15 protein-coding genes are annotated in these 14,769 nt (G+C 62.4%); 7 read left to right on the top strand and 8 right to left on the bottom strand.

Annotated features, from left to right (window positions below; genetic code table 11):
• Window positions 1-486 (bottom strand): superoxide dismutase (gene sod / locus AUR64_RS00470; RefSeq protein ID WP_058579990.1); only part of this gene is annotated, 486 nt, incomplete at its 3' end.
• Window positions 487-692: 206 nt separating this feature from the next.
• Here sod and AUR64_RS00465 point away from each other — a divergent pair.
• From AUR64_RS00465 to AUR64_RS00455, 3 genes are all read left to right on the top strand, one after another.
• Window positions 693-1,445 carry a pirin family protein gene (locus AUR64_RS00465; protein WP_058579989.1) on the top strand — a complete coding sequence of 251 codons (753 nt, stop codon included), beginning with the start codon at window positions 693-695 and terminating at the stop codon, window positions 1,443-1,445.
• A 95-nt stretch (window positions 1,446-1,540) separates the two neighbouring features.
• Window positions 1,541-2,821: a DUF6498-containing protein gene (locus AUR64_RS00460; RefSeq protein ID WP_155120398.1), complete on the top strand. Its 1,281-nt coding sequence runs from the start codon at window positions 1,541-1,543 to the stop codon at window positions 2,819-2,821.
• A gap of 97 nt (window positions 2,822-2,918) precedes the next feature.
• Window positions 2,919-4,115, top strand: a complete 1,197-nt coding sequence (locus AUR64_RS00455; RefSeq protein WP_058579987.1) for a DUF6498-containing protein — start codon at window positions 2,919-2,921, stop codon at window positions 4,113-4,115.
• Window positions 4,116-4,182: 67 nt separating this feature from the next.
• Here the strand turns inward: AUR64_RS00455 and fer are convergent, their stop codons facing one another.
• Window positions 4,183-4,890, bottom strand: a complete 708-nt coding sequence (gene fer / locus AUR64_RS00450) for a ferredoxin Fer (protein ID WP_058579986.1) — start codon at window positions 4,888-4,890, stop codon at window positions 4,183-4,185.
• Between the two features lie 181 nt (window positions 4,891-5,071).
• On the opposite strand from fer, the gene AUR64_RS00445 reads away from it, so the two are divergent.
• Window positions 5,072-5,533: a TRAM domain-containing protein gene (locus AUR64_RS00445; RefSeq protein WP_058579985.1), complete on the top strand. Its 462-nt coding sequence runs from the start codon at window positions 5,072-5,074 to the stop codon at window positions 5,531-5,533.
• 72 nt (window positions 5,534-5,605) lie between these two features.
• On the opposite strand, the gene AUR64_RS00440 is transcribed toward AUR64_RS00445, so the two are convergent.
• On the bottom strand, window positions 5,606-5,782 hold the full coding sequence (locus AUR64_RS00440; RefSeq protein WP_240479552.1) for a MarR family transcriptional regulator: 177 nt from the start codon (window positions 5,780-5,782) through the stop codon (window positions 5,606-5,608).
• Window positions 5,783-6,183: 401 nt separating this feature from the next.
• On the opposite strand from AUR64_RS00440, the gene AUR64_RS00435 reads away from it, so the two are divergent.
• The 3 genes from AUR64_RS00435 (at window position 6,184) to AUR64_RS00425 (ending at window position 9,961) form a co-directional block, all read left to right on the top strand.
• The gene (locus tag AUR64_RS00435; RefSeq protein ID WP_058579984.1) at window positions 6,184-7,674 is read left to right on the top strand and encodes an aldehyde dehydrogenase family protein; all 1,491 of its coding nucleotides are present in this window, start codon (window positions 6,184-6,186) and stop codon (window positions 7,672-7,674) included.
• A gap of 598 nt (window positions 7,675-8,272) precedes the next feature.
• Window positions 8,273-8,911, top strand: a complete 639-nt coding sequence (locus AUR64_RS00430) for an ArsR/SmtB family transcription factor (RefSeq protein ID WP_058579983.1) — start codon at window positions 8,273-8,275, stop codon at window positions 8,909-8,911.
• A gap of 72 nt (window positions 8,912-8,983) precedes the next feature.
• Window positions 8,984-9,961, top strand: a complete 978-nt coding sequence (locus tag AUR64_RS00425; RefSeq protein ID WP_058579982.1) for a hypothetical protein — start codon at window positions 8,984-8,986, stop codon at window positions 9,959-9,961.
• Window positions 9,962-10,077: 116 nt separating this feature from the next.
• Here AUR64_RS00425 and AUR64_RS00420 read toward each other — a convergent pair whose 3' ends face one another.
• The 5 genes from AUR64_RS00420 to thiE all read right to left on the bottom strand — a co-directional run bounded on the left by AUR64_RS00420 (window position 10,078) and on the right by thiE (window position 14,587).
• Entirely contained in the window at window positions 10,078-11,049 is a 972-nt protein-coding gene (locus AUR64_RS00420) for a TraB/GumN family protein (RefSeq protein WP_058579981.1), read from the bottom strand.
• A gap of 508 nt (window positions 11,050-11,557) precedes the next feature.
• Window positions 11,558-12,391, bottom strand: coding sequence for a bifunctional hydroxymethylpyrimidine kinase/phosphomethylpyrimidine kinase (gene thiD / locus AUR64_RS00415; RefSeq protein WP_058579980.1), 834 nt, complete (start codon window positions 12,389-12,391; stop codon window positions 11,558-11,560).
• The gene (locus AUR64_RS00410; RefSeq protein ID WP_058579979.1) at window positions 12,388-13,116 is read right to left on the bottom strand and encodes an SDR family NAD(P)-dependent oxidoreductase; all 729 of its coding nucleotides are present in this window, start codon (window positions 13,114-13,116) and stop codon (window positions 12,388-12,390) included. Before AUR64_RS00410 ends, thiD begins: the two co-directional genes overlap by 4 nt.
• Entirely contained in the window at window positions 13,116-13,958 is an 843-nt protein-coding gene (gene thiM, locus AUR64_RS00405) for a hydroxyethylthiazole kinase (RefSeq protein WP_058579978.1), read from the bottom strand. Before thiM ends, AUR64_RS00410 begins: the two co-directional genes overlap by 1 nt.
• Complete coding sequence (gene thiE / locus AUR64_RS00400) at window positions 13,955-14,587, bottom strand: thiamine phosphate synthase (protein WP_205628343.1); 633 nt, start codon at window positions 14,585-14,587, stop codon at window positions 13,955-13,957. The genes thiM and thiE overlap by 4 nt, the downstream gene beginning before the upstream one ends.
• Between the last annotated feature and the right edge of the window lie 182 nt (window positions 14,588-14,769).

Raw genomic sequence — 14,769 nt, 5'->3', positions numbered from 1 at the left:
GTGTTCCCAGACGTCGAGTGCGAGAATCGGGTGGCCGCCCCAGATAGCGCCTTGGTCGTGCTTGTCGACGACGACGTTACGAAGCTGATTCGAGAACGTGTCGTAGACGAGGAGTGCCCAACCGGACGCGTCCTTCGCGGCGGCTTCGAACTCGCCCTTCCAGGCGTCGTAGGAGCCGAAGTCTTCGGCGATGCGGTCTGCGAGGTCACCCGACGGCTCCTCGCCGCCTTCCGGCGACATGTTCTGCCAGAACAGGTCGTGCAGGATGTGACCCGAGGAGTTGTGAGTGACGCTGCGCATTGCGCCGCCCGAAGAGCCGAACTCACCGGCCTCGCGGTTCTCTGCAAGGGTTTCTTCGGCCGAGTTCCAGCCGTTGACGTAGCCTTGGTGGTGAGTGTCGTGGTGCCACGTCAGCACCTGCTCGGAGATGTGGGGTTCGAGTGCGTCGTAGTCGTACGGGAGTGGGTCGAGTTCGTAGTCGCTCATTGTATCGTCGTCCGAAACAGAGTCCCGAGCTACTATGAAATTTCTCTGAAATAGAATACAGTAACCAACCTGACTAGTGCCGGATGGGCCGAAGAATTCTCAGAGATGGCTTTCAGGAGATAACGGGATAGTCGATGTGGAGAATTGGACAGGTCCTTGATTCCGGTTGCGAGACCGTTATGAGTCGTACTCTCCTCGAACCAGCTATGAGCCGAAACGACAGCGAGCGTGACCCGACCGACGGGCCGGTTTCAGGAGAGACAGTTCGACACGGAACGGGCGTCAACTCGACTCGTGCGTTTCCGACGAACGGCTATCCATCGAATCTCGACCCGTTCGTGCTGTTCGAACGGTTCTACATCGACCCCGACGACGGCTTCCCGATGCACGCACACCGCGGCTTCGAAATCGTCTCCTACATGCTCGACGGCGGCATGGAACACGAGGATTCACTCGGCGTCACCCACACCGCTCGTGAGGGCGACGCGATGCGGATTACAACCGGGTCGGGCATCGAACACTCGGAGTTTCCCGCCGACGGCGAGGCCTGCAACGGCCTCCAACTCTGGGTGAACCTCCCACGCGAGAGGAAAAACGTCGACGCGGCGTACGACGACGCGGTGTCAACCGAACTACCAACGGTGGAACACGAGGGGACGACGGTCACCACCGTCGTCGGCGATGGCTCTCCGCTCTCACTGCAGACACCGATGGAGTACCTCGACGTCGAAGTCGACGACGCGTGGACGTGGACCGGCCGCGAGGACTGGTCGGGGTTCGTCTACGGCGTTTCCGGCGAAGGAACTGTCGACGGCAACAGTTTCGGTGAGGGAGACGTGCTTCCGATGACGGAGACAGCGTCGGTGGAGTTCGAGACGGAAGGGACGCTCCGCGTCGTGGTCGTCTCGGGATTACCACACGATGAACCAATACAGCAACGCGGACCGTTCGTGCTGTAACTTGCAGAGAGACACACGGGGGAGCCGGCTGACTGCTGCCGGATTTTAGATTTCAAACCGAAACAGCCACCAACCGCGACTGTCAGGACCAGATGATGCGCCCTCCACGGTCGAGGCGGTCTGCGCTTCTCGCCACTGTTCTCGCCAACGCCGTTCCGCTCGTCGGTATCGCCGTCTGGGACTGGTCGGTCGGAACACTGGTGCTTCTCTACTGGGTCGAACTCGCCGTTCTCATTAGCTTTGCTTCTATCCGTGCGCTCTTTGCGCAACGCCCCGCCGAGTTCGAGGCGGAGCAAGTGCTGTTCGGTGCGTTCCGAGACAAGTACGGCGGGTTCTCCGTTCCGAACACGGGCATCAAAATCAGGGTACAGAGCATCGTCTCGCTCGTCGGTCTGCCGATTCTCGGACTCCTGTGGCTGTTAGTCGGGAGTTTCGCATTGGTGGGTGTGAGCGCGAGTACGACCGGCGAACTGCCCGGTGTGCAGTCGTCGACCCTCGTAGTCGGCGTTCTCGGACTGGTGGTCAGCCACCTGTATCTGACTATCGAGTACTTCGTGGAGGAAGAGTACGAGAAGGTGAACGCACAGATGGTCGTCGCAAGCGCGTTCTGGCCGCTCGGCGTCACCGGATTGGCGATGGTCGTCGGCGGCGGCGTGGCGGCGACCGCGGGGTCGCCGCTCTCGCTTCTTGGCGGTATCGTGGCGACGAAGTTCTGTCTCGACCTCGTCAGCGTTTATCGTGACCGACTCCGCGCGTTCGACGAGAGCCAGTCGCTCGACCTCGGACTAACCTACGACCCGCCGGAGCGACCATCGGTCGACGAGTCGTTCGCGGGACCGTTCGAGGTGGTCCGTCCACATCGACGAGCGGCGCTCGCAAGCGGTGTCGTTCGTGGATGTCACTCTCTCGTGGGCCTCATGTTTCTCGTTCTCTTTTCGCTGGCCGCAACCGGATTCTTCGCTTTAGGAGGAACGACGCTCGGGCTCACCTTCGGCGCACTCGTTGGCGTCGTCGTCGCCATCATGGTCGTCGCGGGCGTCACCGACCACACGATTCGGTATCTCTCGATGGAGTACCGGGTCGGTGTCGGCGACAGCGACGTTGGCAACAGCGGCGGCGACAGGAACTACGACGACAACGGAGACGATGGCGAAAGCGGAGAGAGCGCCAAACGTACGACACGTGCTGGCGTCGTCGGTTACGACCGACTACTGGACGAACCGTCGTGGCGGCTGTCGAAATGGGAAGTCACTAACGCGACCACCGAACGGAGTCGGGTCGACCGCTTCTTTGGAACCGAAACCCTCGTCGTCGAGCGTGGTGACGAGACGGTTCGTCTCGCCCACGTTCCGGAGACCTCGATAGTGACCGACTGAGACGACCACAGTACCGGACGGCTTCGACTCTCGTCGCTTGCGGCGTTCGTTTTCTCGAACCGAAACGTCCACTACACCGGACCGTCACGACCCGACGATGCGCCCTCCACGCACTGACCGGCGGACTGCTCTCCTCGCCGCCGTCGCGGCAAACGGAGTCCCGTTCGTCGGCGTCGCACTCTGGGACTGGTCGGTCGCGGTGCTGGTTCACCTCTACTGGTTCGAACTCGGCGTGCTGCTACTGTTCGCGTCCGTACGGGCGCTGTTCGCACAACGCCCTGCCGAGTTTCCGAAGCAGCAACCGATTATCGGCGCGTTCCACGACAAGTACGGCGGACTCCCGATACCGAAAACGAATCTCACGATTCAGGTGCAGAGCCTCGTTACGCTCGGCGTCGTCCCGGTTCTCGTCGTTATCTGGCTCTTCATCGGCGGCGTCGTCTTCGCAGGACTCGGCGACAGCGGGGACCTCTCGCAAGCAGAGCTGTCGACGCTCACTCTGGGCGTACTCGCGTTGCTCGTGAGCAACTGCTATTCGACCGCAGGCTACTTTCTACGACGCGAGTACGAGGACGTGAACGCCCAGATGGTCGTCCGAAGTCTGCTCTGGCCAATTCTCGTCACGGCGGTCGCCGGCATCTTCGGGGCGACGGTGGTAAACGAAGGCGGGTCGACGGCCGTTCTGTTGGTCGGAGTCGTGTTCGTCAAGTTCTGTTTCGACCTCGTGGCCGTCTACCGCGACAAACTCCGAGCGTTCGACGAGAGCCAGTCGCTCGACATCGGGTGGTCGTACGACCCGCCCGAAAAACCGTTCGTCGACGAAACGTTCGATGGGTCGGTGACGACCGTTCGTCCGAAACCGTCGGCCGTGTTCGCCGGCGGTATCGTCCGCGGAAGCAGCGGCGAAACGGTCCTGTTCATGGTGTTCATCGCACTGTGTCTGGCAGCGGTGTTCGCATTCGAGTCGGTTGGAGGCGCTGGTTTTGTCGTCGCCGTCGCGGGTGTCGTGCTCTGTGTCGGAGCGGCGCTCGGCATCGTCGACCACTCGGTTCGGTATCTCTCGATGGAGTATCGTATCGGTGTCGGTAAAACGGGCGAGCGTAGCGATATCGTCGGTTACGACCGAATTCTCCGGGAGCCGCTGTGGCGAATCCGAGGCGAGCACGTCGCCGACGCCGAAGTGAAACGTGGCCGCGTCGACCGACTACTGGGTACCGAGACGGTCGTTCTCGAAAGTGATGACCGAACGGTCCATCTCGCGCACGTCTCGGACACTCCGATTGCGACGGACTGACGGCGTAAAGTGAACAAGAAGTCTCACGGGTGGCGTGTCCACTCAACACTCGCCTCGAACGTCGTGGTCAGTCGTTCAGTTGCGCGTTGTCGAACGGGTCCGAGGGCAAACGGAGTTCGTCGAGTCCGGGGAGACTCTTGACGTTGTAGACGACTTTCATCTCGTCGGTGACGGGCCTACTGATACAGGAGAGTTGGATACCGCTGTCGGTCATCGACGAGGGGAGGATATGGTTCGACGGCATCTCGACGGCCCCGTCGACGACGGCGATAGCACAGTTCGCACACGCGCCACCTCGACAGGAGTAGGGCCACGAGAACCCGCGGTTCTCGGCGGCTTCGAGAAGGTTCTCCCGCGGTTGGACGAAAAACCGGCCGTAGTCGCCTTGGTCGAGATTCGCCTCCGAGGCTTTCTCGAACAGGTCGTCGTCGTCTATCTGCCAGCCGTGGTCGGCGAGAATTTCGTAGTTGAGGAACTCGACTTTCGAACCCGTCTCCTCGGGTTCGGGCTCCTCCTCGGGTGCTGACGGGTCTGCCTCCGACTCCGCCGCGGACGCCGTGTCGCGTTCGTCGGCATCGGCCTCCGACGCGACCTCGAGTTCGGCGTCGGTGTTACCCGCCATCACCTGACGGTACGCCGTGTACACCAACTGGAACTCCCTCGCGGAGCCACCGTGGTCGGGGTGTGCTTCCTTCACCCGCCGACGGTACGCTCGCTCGATTTCTTCGTCGTCCGCATCCGAGTCGACCTCTAAAACATCGAACGGGGATGCCACGGCTACCGCTAGGGAGTCGTGAGTATAAAGGCCCTCGTTCGATGGCACGGCGGTGTTGGTGCTGCTGTCGATGTTGGCGCTCGCGTAGCGCTGACGCCGGGCGTCGGAGGAACTGTTGCCAGCGTGTACAATCAGTATATTAACAATGGTGGTCTCCGTAGGAAGGAAAACACACAGAACTATGGACGTATCTGGAAATTTATTGTGTCTCTACACCGCAACAGTCGAAGAACGCGACGGTTCGTACGTCGTCGAACTACCCGAGCAAGAGGTCGAACTCGGCGACATCACCGCCGGCGAGACGTATCGACTGGCCGTTCTCGGAACCGATGCCGATGTTGAATCCGATGTCGACCCCGAAGCCGAGACGGCGAAACGGGACGGGCGCGCATCGTCGAGTCGACCTGACGAGCGGAGCGACACGCGAGGGTCCCCGTCTCCACCAGTCGAGGTCGGTGAAGAGCGAACGGTCGATATCGAAGGTCTCGGCGAGCAGGGCGACGGCATCGCTCGCGTCGAGCGGGGCTACGTCGTTATCGTCCCCGATACCGAGGTCAACGAGCGTGTGACCGTCGAAATCGAGAAAGTGACAGAAAACGTCGGGTTCGCCAGCGTCATCGAGCGCGAAGCGTACTACCAGTAGCGCTGCGCTGTCGGCTCGAAGCGTTCCGACCCGGAGTCGTTCGGACGCGATACCGTCGCCTGCGCCTCGGTGTCAGTGCGTAGCCTGTAGGGAGTACACCCGTTTTCTCGCGTCTTCGAGACAGATGTTCTTGTCGACCAACTCCGCGGTCTCCAACCTATCGAGCGCGTTCCGAACCGTCCGTGAGGACAGTTCCGTCCGGTCGATGAGTTCGCTCTGCGTGAGCGGGGAGTCCTGTTGGAGTACCATGTGAACCAGCTTTGCGCTGGGAGTCAAGTCGCCGAATTCGCTCGCGTTTCGTGTCGATTGTGCCATAACTGGGGTGGGGGGGTTCGCGTCTGTTGTCTGCATCGTGGTACCGAGCGAGTCGACTGTGAGCGCGGTCCGAAGAGAATGCAAGCGGCCACTGGTTTGCCGACAATCGGTCTGTGTCGACTCGGTGTCGAACTCGCTCGCTGCCAGCCACGCACAGACGTACGTGGGCACAGTATATAGTGATTCCACGGCAGCGGTGTCACCCGGTGACATCGATGTAACCGGGTCGAAACGGCATCGACCCCGCGAGAGAGTCCCCCCGATTAGCTCTGTCGCTACGCGAACTTCTCGCTGATTGCTCGGGGGACTTATCCCTCAGGCCCCTCCGATGGAACATGGTCACCGAAATCTCGACATCGGCCGACTGGAACGCGCTCTACATCGACGGCGAGTGGGTCGACGCCGAGGGCGACGACACCATCGACGTCGAAGACCCCTCGACGCGCGAAACCGTGTTCGAGGTGCCCGCAGGTGTCGAGGCGGACGTAGACGCCGCGTACGAGGCCGCCGCCGAAGCGCAGTCGGAGTGGGCCGACCAGCCACCGGCGCGACGCCAGCAAGTCGTCCAGCAGGTGCTCACCGTTCTCGACGAGTATGAGGACGAAATCGTCGAACTGCTCGCTACCGAAGCCGGCGGCACCGAAATCATGGGGCAGACGTCGCTACAGATTACACGAGACCACGTCAGCGAGGCGGCGACGCTCCCCAATCGGATGAAAGGCCAGCACGCCGACTCCAACATCCCCGGCAAGGAGAACATCGTCCAGCGCAAGCCGAAAGGCGTCGTCACGGCTATCTCGCCGTGGAACTTCCCGCTGAACCTCTCGATGCGTGCGGTCGCGCCCGCTATTGCGACTGGCAACGCCGTCGTGTTGAAGCCGGCGACGAACACACCCGTCGTCGGTGGTTTGCTCATCGCCAAACTGTTCGAGGAAGCGGGCGTCCCCGACGGACTCGTCAACGTCGTCACCGGCCGAGGCTCCGACATCGGCGACGCGGTGGCCGGTCATCCCGAAAGCGACGTGGTGGCGTTCACCGGGTCGACGGCCGTCGGCCGGCAGGTCGCCGCTACCGCCGCGGAAAATCTCGCCATCCAAGCGATGGAACTCGGTGGCAACAACGCCCACGTCGTCACCGCCGACGCCGACCTCGACGCCGCCGTCGACAGCGCGGTGTTCGGTAGTTTCGTCCACCAAGGACAGGTCTGTATCTCCATCAACCGCCACGTCGTCCACGAGGACGTGTACGACGAGTACGTCGAACGACTCACCGAACGCGCCAAAGAACTCGCCGTTGGCAGCGCCCACGACGGCGACACCGTCGTCGGACCCATCATCGATGGGTCCCAGCGCGACGAGATGCTCGGTTACGTCGAGGAGACGGTCGAAGCCGGTGCGACGCTCGAAACTGGCGGTGAGACGGTCGAACTCGACGGTGTCGAAGACTCGCTTCTCGTCGCGCCCACCGTCCTCTCGGACGTGACGAACGACATGGCCGCCGCCTGCAACGAACACTTCGGTCCCATCGCGCCGGTCATCTCGGTCTCGGATATCGACGAGGCCGTCGAAGTCGCAAACGACACCGAGTACGGTCTCTCGGGGTCGGTCCACGCCGGCGACGTCGGGACGGCGATGGATATCGCCGACCGAATGGAGACCGGCCACGTCCACATCAACGACCAACCCATCAACGACGAGGCGCACGTCCCGTTCAGCGGCACCGCCGCGTCCGGAATGGGCGGCTACAACAGCGACACCATCCTCCACGAAGTGACTGAGACGAAATGGGTCTCCGTGCAACACGACGACCGGGAGTATCCCTTCTGAGAAACTCTCGACAGTAGTCGTGGCTACGTTTCTCGCACGGTCCGGTCGCTGGACAGTAACGAGAGTGGATTCGACAGAAACGTGCGTCGGATTTCAATTCACGTCAGCGCAACGCGAGCAATGGAAGCGGAGACGGCGACGAACGCTGGGGGTGCAAGCCAGTGCCCGTCGCCGCTTTGCGGACTGTGCTGATGGGGGTGGTGGTCCAGTCGTCCGTGTGTCAACCAAAACGCCTCGGACTGTGACCAAGAGATAGTACGGCATCGACGTACATAGCTCGACTACCCCAATACTGAGGTGGTGCATCGCTGGTCGCTCGTCATTCACGTTCGGGGGTGCCTCGAAGAGGACGGAAAGAGAACGGGGACAGAGAGATATCGTCGATAGCTGACTCGCGCCACGGTCGGAAGCGGGCGCACTCGGTTTGCTAGTCGTGACAGTTGTAAATCTGTTGGTAGATGCTCGTGACGGCGTCTGCCCCGGTTGGAGAACTCCGTCGAGAGACGCTTCTCGGTCAGAACAGGCGGTGTTCGAACGAGACTCAAACGGTCGTTTGAGTGTTCCGTATTCATATACTGGTACACGAGAGAGTCGTACCATGTCCTCGCTGCTACCGCTCAAGCCTACCGCATCCGTCGACCGCGACTTGGCTCCGAAACTCGTCGGGTTCGAGGACGACGACGCAGAACAGATTCTGTCGGCGGTAGCGTCCACGACGGCACGCCGCGTTCTCGGCGTCCTCTACGACGCGCCGACGACAGCGTCGGAGATTGCTACCCAACTCGACTCGTCGGTACAGAACGTCAGTTACCATCTCGGCCGACTCGATGACGCCGAGTTGGTGGAAGTCGTCGAAACCTGGTACTCCGAGCAGGGACGGGAGATGGACGTGTACGCGCCGACGAACAGCGCACTCGTCCTGTTCGCCGGGGCAGAACGGGAAACGCCGTCGCTCACGACCGCCTTGCGACGCGTCTTCGGCGCAGTGGGTACTATCGGCATCGTCAGCGTGCTCGTCCACACACGGTGGCCAGCGTCGACAGCCTCACCGTCGCCTCGGGCGGCGACGCCCGCAGTTCAGCAACCCGACCCCACCACGTGGGAGATGCTAGTCGCGTTCGGGGCTGGACCCGGCGGGTTCGTTCTCGGTGTCGGCGTTTTCGTCGTCTTCTCGCTTTTCCTCGCGTGGTATCTGCGGACGTACCGTCCAGCACAGACGCACGCCCAGTCGACGTGAGCGGTCGACCGGGGCTCAAAGGCGTCTTTGACTCTGGGATAGGACGATACTGTACCACCTCATCGGTAGGGTATGGAACGTAGAACGTTTCTGGCAACTGCTGGAATCGGATTGGCAACCGCAGCAGCGGGCTGTACCTCCCAAGCAGCTTCCGGTGGCTCGTCCCCGACTGACACCGACACGTCGGACAGCCTCTCCGGAGAGACAGATACGGAGACCGAAACCGAAACCGAGCGGATGTCGGACCTCACACGCATCGAAGCTAACGATACCGTCGAGCGAACGGTCGGAGACGAATCGCTCGAAGAACGTGGACTCCGGAACGCCCACCACGTCGCGTTCGAGAACCCGACCGAAGAGACTCACCGAGGAACGATTAGCGTCCTACAGTCGGACGAAACGGTGTTCGACGAGTCGGTGCAACTCGAAGCGAACGCGAGTGTGGTCGTCTCACTAACCGACCTCGGTACGTACACCGCTCGGATGACGATTCCGGCGCTGGACGCGACAGAGGCGGTCACCGTCGACCCCAGTCAGTTCACCTGCAACGTAACCCGAACCTCGGTAAGCATCCAAGACGACGGGACGCTCGACTCGGTGAGCCTCTCGACGCGAATGGCGTGTACGGGCGTCGTCACCGAGACGGCACCTGCCGGTGGAATCGCCTCACACACACTCGGCGACGACCCGGTGGCCGCGGACACGGGCAAAGGCATCCACACCCTCCTCCTCCGGAACCCGTCAGACGAGACGTGGACGACGCGACTCCTCGTCGAGAACGACGCGGCAGTGGCGTTCGACGGTCTCTACACCGTCGAACCCGAGGGGACCGTCCTGCTCACTCTCAGCGAGAGCGGAACGTACAGTCTCTCGGCGAGCGTCCTCGAAACGGAGACGACGGTGACCGAGCGGATTACAGCCGAGAACTTCGACTGTAACCGGTCTTCGACGCGGGCGGTACTCAGTTCGGAAGGAGAACTCACCGCGAACACGGTTTCGACGCTCATGGGTTGTGATGTGAACACGAACTCGACGAACGAGTCGTCGTAACGGCGCCGGTTGCTGTGTCGCGCACGGCACTATAAACCACACACTCCCTCTTCGGGGAGTACAGTCGGTCCCGCCACAGTCGCAAACGGACAGCGCCGCCCGACGGACGGACGCGGTCACTCCGGATTCGGTCGCTCGTCGGTCGGGAGTGACGCTGGCGTCGCGTCGTCTTCAATCTCCTCGGAATCACTCGGTCGGCGTAACTCGACGAACGGCGGTCGTTCGGGGTCGTCGGCGAACGTCCCGTTCTCCAGATGCCGGCGCATGCCTTCGACGTGGGCCTTGCCGACGACGGCGACGACGTCGTCGCCTTGCTGGCGGAGATATTCGAGACGGCGAGCCATGTACGCGTCGCGGTCCCGAATCATCACCCGAACGAACTCGGGGACGAGGCGTTCGAGCGCGTTCTGGAACGACGCCGCCTGCTTCGGTGAGAGCCGCTCCAACACCGCCGCTTTCGCTGCTGGACTGTCGGCCGTCAGCGTTCCGTACCAGAAATGTAGCCCGAGCAGTTGGGCGACGCCGGTCGTCGGCTCTGTCACGTCGACGAGGAGGTCCGAGGCCAACGCTTTCCACTCGCCGTCAGAGGCCTGTTCGAGTCGACGGCGCGTGGTCGCGCCGACATCCCGTACACCCGACTGTGCCACCGCCGCGAGTTCGTCGAGCGTCTCCTCGATGGGCCGGTCGATGGCCGCGATTCGTCGCCCGGACGACTCCGCGGCAGCGATGGCTGCGAACATGTCCCGGTCGTCGCGGTCGACGCCGGTGTCGTCGTTGTACGACTGCTGGGAGAGTTTGAACAGGAGGTTGAGCGCAAAGCCCGCCCGTGACAGCGAGCGATAGCTCTCGGTGAGGTTGCGGAGGCGTTGTCTCGTCGTGTTCGGGGCGTACAGATGCCGAAGTCGCATCGAACAGAGTTCGACGGTGACGACGTCGGGGTCGTGTCGCTGTATCGCTCGGCGGACTTTTTCGCCACTCTCCTCCGTGACGTGTACCGTCCCGACGAGAACTACAGTTCCGGCGTCGTCGCTCACGTGGACCACTCCATTCTCGGTAGATTGGGCATCGTCGGTCAAGAGTATTCGCATCAGGGCGTCTCACTCGGTCGACGAAATCGAACGCACTCGTCGGTGATGTACGATAACGTCACCGCGAGCGAGTCGAACCATCGCAGTCGCTCTCCGAGTGGTTTCAGTAAGAAGTGTGGGAACCCCCGTAACGCGGGTTGTGTGGTGTGTCAGTGAGAGAGTGCGTATCGAGGGTGTGTTCCCAACACCTGAGAATTAGGCAATCAGTACAAATGTCTTTCGAAAAAGAATTTCCGCTGCAACATCCCAGTTCCGTGTTACTCCCCAACTGGAGTGAGCGACCGGGACGACGACCGCACGATTCGCGGTCGTATCGTCCCTCGCACACGGGCCAAACGCCGGTCCCCTGCCGGCGCACGGTCATCGGCGCGACGGACGACTACTCCCGCCTCGACTGCCCCCCACCGGTGTCAGAGACAGCGCCGACAACCACGTCAGGGTACCACAAGGGAGGGTATAGCTATTGTCAAATGATAGACTTTATGAATGAAGCTCTACGGGCGATAGGTCACCAACCGGTGTCCTCCCAGTGAGTCACGTCGACGAGGTGGTCGACGCTTCCCGGGCCGGTGCCGACGTCTGCGGGGTGGGCGATTCCCGCGTGAGTGAACGCGATACCCCGTTCGACGGCTTCTTCCAACTCGTCACCGTGTGCGAGTCGGGCCGTGATTGCACTCGAGAGCGTACATCCGGACCCGTGAGTTCGCTCGGTCCGAACCCGAGGGTTGGAGAACTCGGAAACTCCGTCGGCGGTGACGAGCGTATCTCGAACCGTGTCGCCGTCAGGGTCGACGTGCCCTCCTTTGAACAACACGGCGTCTACGCCCCATCCGAACAGCGTCGCTACGGCGTCCGCTCTCGACTCGTCGTCGTCGGGATACACCCCAGTGAGTCGCTCGGTCTCGTCGGCGTTGGGCGTGAGCAACGTCGCTCGTTCGAACAAACGAGTGTAGGCGTCGACGGCGTCGTCTTCGAGCAACTGGTCGCCGGAGGTGGCGACCATCACCGGGTCGAGAACGACCGGGCCGTCGAACCCGCGGAGACAGTCGTCGACGGTTTCCACCGCCGACGCCGTCGCCAACATCCCGAGTTTGATAGCGCTCACGTCGAAGTCGCCCGTGACTGCCTCGAACTGCGCACGAATCTCATCGTCGGGGAGAACGTGCGACGACTCGACGCCGCGAGTGTGTTGGGCGGTGACCGCAACGACGACGGACCCGCCGTACACACCGAGTCGCGTCATCGTCTTCAGGTCGGCTTGGATTCCCGCGCCGCCGCCCGAGTCGCTGGACGCGACGGTCAGCGCGTACGGTCGTCTGGTGGGATTCTCGGAGAGGCTCACCGGAACTGCATCCCCCCGTTGACGTTGAGTATCTCGCCGTGCGTGAACGAACTGTCGAGGAGATACCGTACCGCTCTCGCAATCTCCTCGGGCGGGCATGCGTACGCGGGGAGGTGTGTGTCGAGGTTCTCGTGGCCCAAAAAGTCGGTCGACTCCAGATACTCGACGATGACGTCGTTCATCGACGTGTCGACCGGGCCGGGGGCGAGCGCGTTCACGCGGACACCGTCGGGCCCGAGTTCTCTCGCCAATGCGCGGACGAGTCCATGAAGTCCCGATTTGCTCGCCGCATAGCTCGTGTCGACCGTTCCAGCCGTTCCACCGATACTGGAGAGAAAAATGAGCGACCCCGAAGCTGTCTGGAGATGGGGAACCGACGCCTGTGCGACGCGGTACGACCCGACGAGGTTCGTCTCGATGACGCCGGCCCACTGGTCGTCTGTCGACTCCCCTATTGTCCTTGGGTCGACGACGCCGACAGTGTGAACGACGGCGTCAACGCTGTCGAGACAGTCCGTCGCCGCGTCGAAGAACGAGGAAACGGAGTCCGCGTCGGTGACATCCATGTGGAACGCGCTTCGCTTACTATCGTCGGGCGCGTCTTCGACCAGTGCGTCGGCGCTGTCGCCATCGGTTTGATACGAGAACACGACGTTCTCACCCGAGAGTGACTCCACGACCGCACTGCCGATACTACCGGAGCCACCGGTGACGACGACGCCCATCAGTTCGTCACCTCCCGGATTCGGTCGGTCACGTCGAGTTCGGCTTCGGCGTCGGTGCCGGCGACGGCGTCCAGAAACGCGATTTTGTAGCTCGCAGGACCATCGAAGTCGCCGTACTCGCCCGCAGCGGCCTGCTCACCCGCAAAGCCGTAGGCGGCAGTTCCGGCGAGCGCCGCCCGAAGCGGGTCTACACCGGCCGCGAACACGGCGAGCGTCGCGCCGAGCATACACCCGGTGCCGACGACTGTCCCCATCCTCGGATGCCCGGCGTCGACTTCGAAGGCCGTCTCCGCGTCGGCGACGATGTCCGTCTCGCCGGAGGCGACGACGACGGAATCGGTTCGGCGAGCGCACGCGATAGCCGTCTCGGCGATGTCGGCGTACTCGCCGATGGATTCGACGCCACGGACATCGGCGTCTTCGCCCGCGAGTGCCGTGATTTCGGCGTGGTTGCCGTTGATGATAGCGACGTCAAGGTCGGTGACGAGACGGTCTGCAACCGCAGAACGCGTCGGCGTCGCACCGACACCGACGGGGTCGACGACGACGGGAACGTCGGCTTCGTTCGCTGCGTGGCCAGCCTTCAGCATCGCCTCCTCGCCGCGTTCGCTCACGGTCCCCATGTTCAACAGACAACCGTCGGCAGTAGAGACCATGTCGGCGACTTCTCTGGTGTCGTCGGACATGACCGGAAGTCCGCCCCAGTGGAGGGTACAGTTCGCCACGTCGTTGACAGTCACTTCGTTGGTCAACGCGTTGATGAGCGGTGTCTGAGCTTCGACCGTCGAGTGCAGTTCGTGGAAATCGAGGTCGTGGATGTCGTCGAAATCAGAGCCGTTCATCGTTCTTTCCTCCCGGATTCGACGGCCGAAGCGAGTCGACGCGTCGCCGTCTCAGGTTCCGAGGCGGCAGTTATTTCGGAGATAACCGCGACTCCGTCCGCACCGGCTTCGACGACCTCGGCCGCGTTCTCCGCCGTGATACCGCCGATGGCGACGAACGGTACGTCGACGGCGTCCGCGATGGCGGCGACCGTCTCGACACCGACGTTCGACTGCTCTTCGGCGACATCTTTCGAGGAGGTGCTGAACACGGCCCCGACGCCGAGGTAGTCGGCCCCTTCGTCGACGGCCCGGCGTGCGCCTTCGACGGTCGAAACCGACCGGCCGACGAGCGCGTTCTCGCCGAGTTGTGCCCGGGCAACGGTGACGGGAAGGTCGTCGTCACCGAGATGGACGCCGTCGGCGCCGACGGCCGCGGCGATGTCGACCCGGTCGTTGACGACGAACGTGACTCCCGTCTCGCTCGTCAGGTCGCGCAGCGTACGCGCGAGTCGATACCGTTCTCGTGCACTGGTCTCTTTCTCCCGCAACTGGACGACGTCGACGCCGCCGTCGATAGCCTCGCGGACGACTGTCTCGGTGGACCGCTCGGCCGAGAGGTTCGCCTGCGTGACGAGGTACGTGTTCATCGGAATATTCATTGGTTGTATTCGTTGGTGATGAGCGTGTCGACAAAATCCTTGCTATCTGATATCCGTGTGTAGAGAACGCCCGCTAAGGCGGACAACTCCAAGTGACATCCTCCTCGCCGTAAACGGCGAGGCTTCCCACGCATGGGGAATACCAGTTAGTCGTCGTCACCAGAACCGTC

It is taken from the genome of Haloprofundus marisrubri (assembly GCF_001469955.1).
In the GTDB taxonomy this organism is placed as follows: Archaea; Halobacteriota; Halobacteria; order Halobacteriales; family Haloferacaceae; genus Haloprofundus; species Haloprofundus marisrubri.
Note: the sequence above shows the minus strand (reverse complement) of the source record. Positions and strands in the feature narration are given on the sequence as shown.

Coding starts and splice junctions, on each gene's coding strand:
- AUR64_RS00455 (WP_058579987.1), top strand. CDS start 2,919: ATGCGCCCTCCACGCACTGACCGGCGGACTGCTCTCCTCGCCGCCGTC.
- AUR64_RS00420 (WP_058579981.1), bottom strand. CDS start 11,049: ATGCGAATACTCTTGACCGACGATGCCCAATCTACCGAGAATGGAGTG.
- AUR64_RS00425 (WP_058579982.1), top strand. CDS start 8,984: ATGGAACGTAGAACGTTTCTGGCAACTGCTGGAATCGGATTGGCAACC.
- thiM (WP_058579978.1), bottom strand. CDS start 13,958: ATGAACGGCTCTGATTTCGACGACATCCACGACCTCGATTTCCACGAA.
- AUR64_RS00465 (WP_058579989.1), top strand. CDS start 693: ATGAGCCGAAACGACAGCGAGCGTGACCCGACCGACGGGCCGGTTTCA.
- AUR64_RS00430 (WP_058579983.1), top strand. CDS start 8,273: ATGTCCTCGCTGCTACCGCTCAAGCCTACCGCATCCGTCGACCGCGAC.
- AUR64_RS00440 (WP_240479552.1), bottom strand. CDS start 5,782: ATGGTACTCCAACAGGACTCCCCGCTCACGCAGAGCGAACTCATCGAC.
- thiE (WP_205628343.1), bottom strand. CDS start 14,587: ATGAACACGTACCTCGTCACGCAGGCGAACCTCTCGGCCGAGCGGTCC.
- AUR64_RS00460 (WP_155120398.1), top strand. CDS start 1,541: ATGCGCCCTCCACGGTCGAGGCGGTCTGCGCTTCTCGCCACTGTTCTC.
- AUR64_RS00435 (WP_058579984.1), top strand. CDS start 6,184: ATGGTCACCGAAATCTCGACATCGGCCGACTGGAACGCGCTCTACATC.
- AUR64_RS00445 (WP_058579985.1), top strand. CDS start 5,072: ATGGACGTATCTGGAAATTTATTGTGTCTCTACACCGCAACAGTCGAA.
- AUR64_RS00410 (WP_058579979.1), bottom strand. CDS start 13,116: ATGGGCGTCGTCGTCACCGGTGGCTCCGGTAGTATCGGCAGTGCGGTC.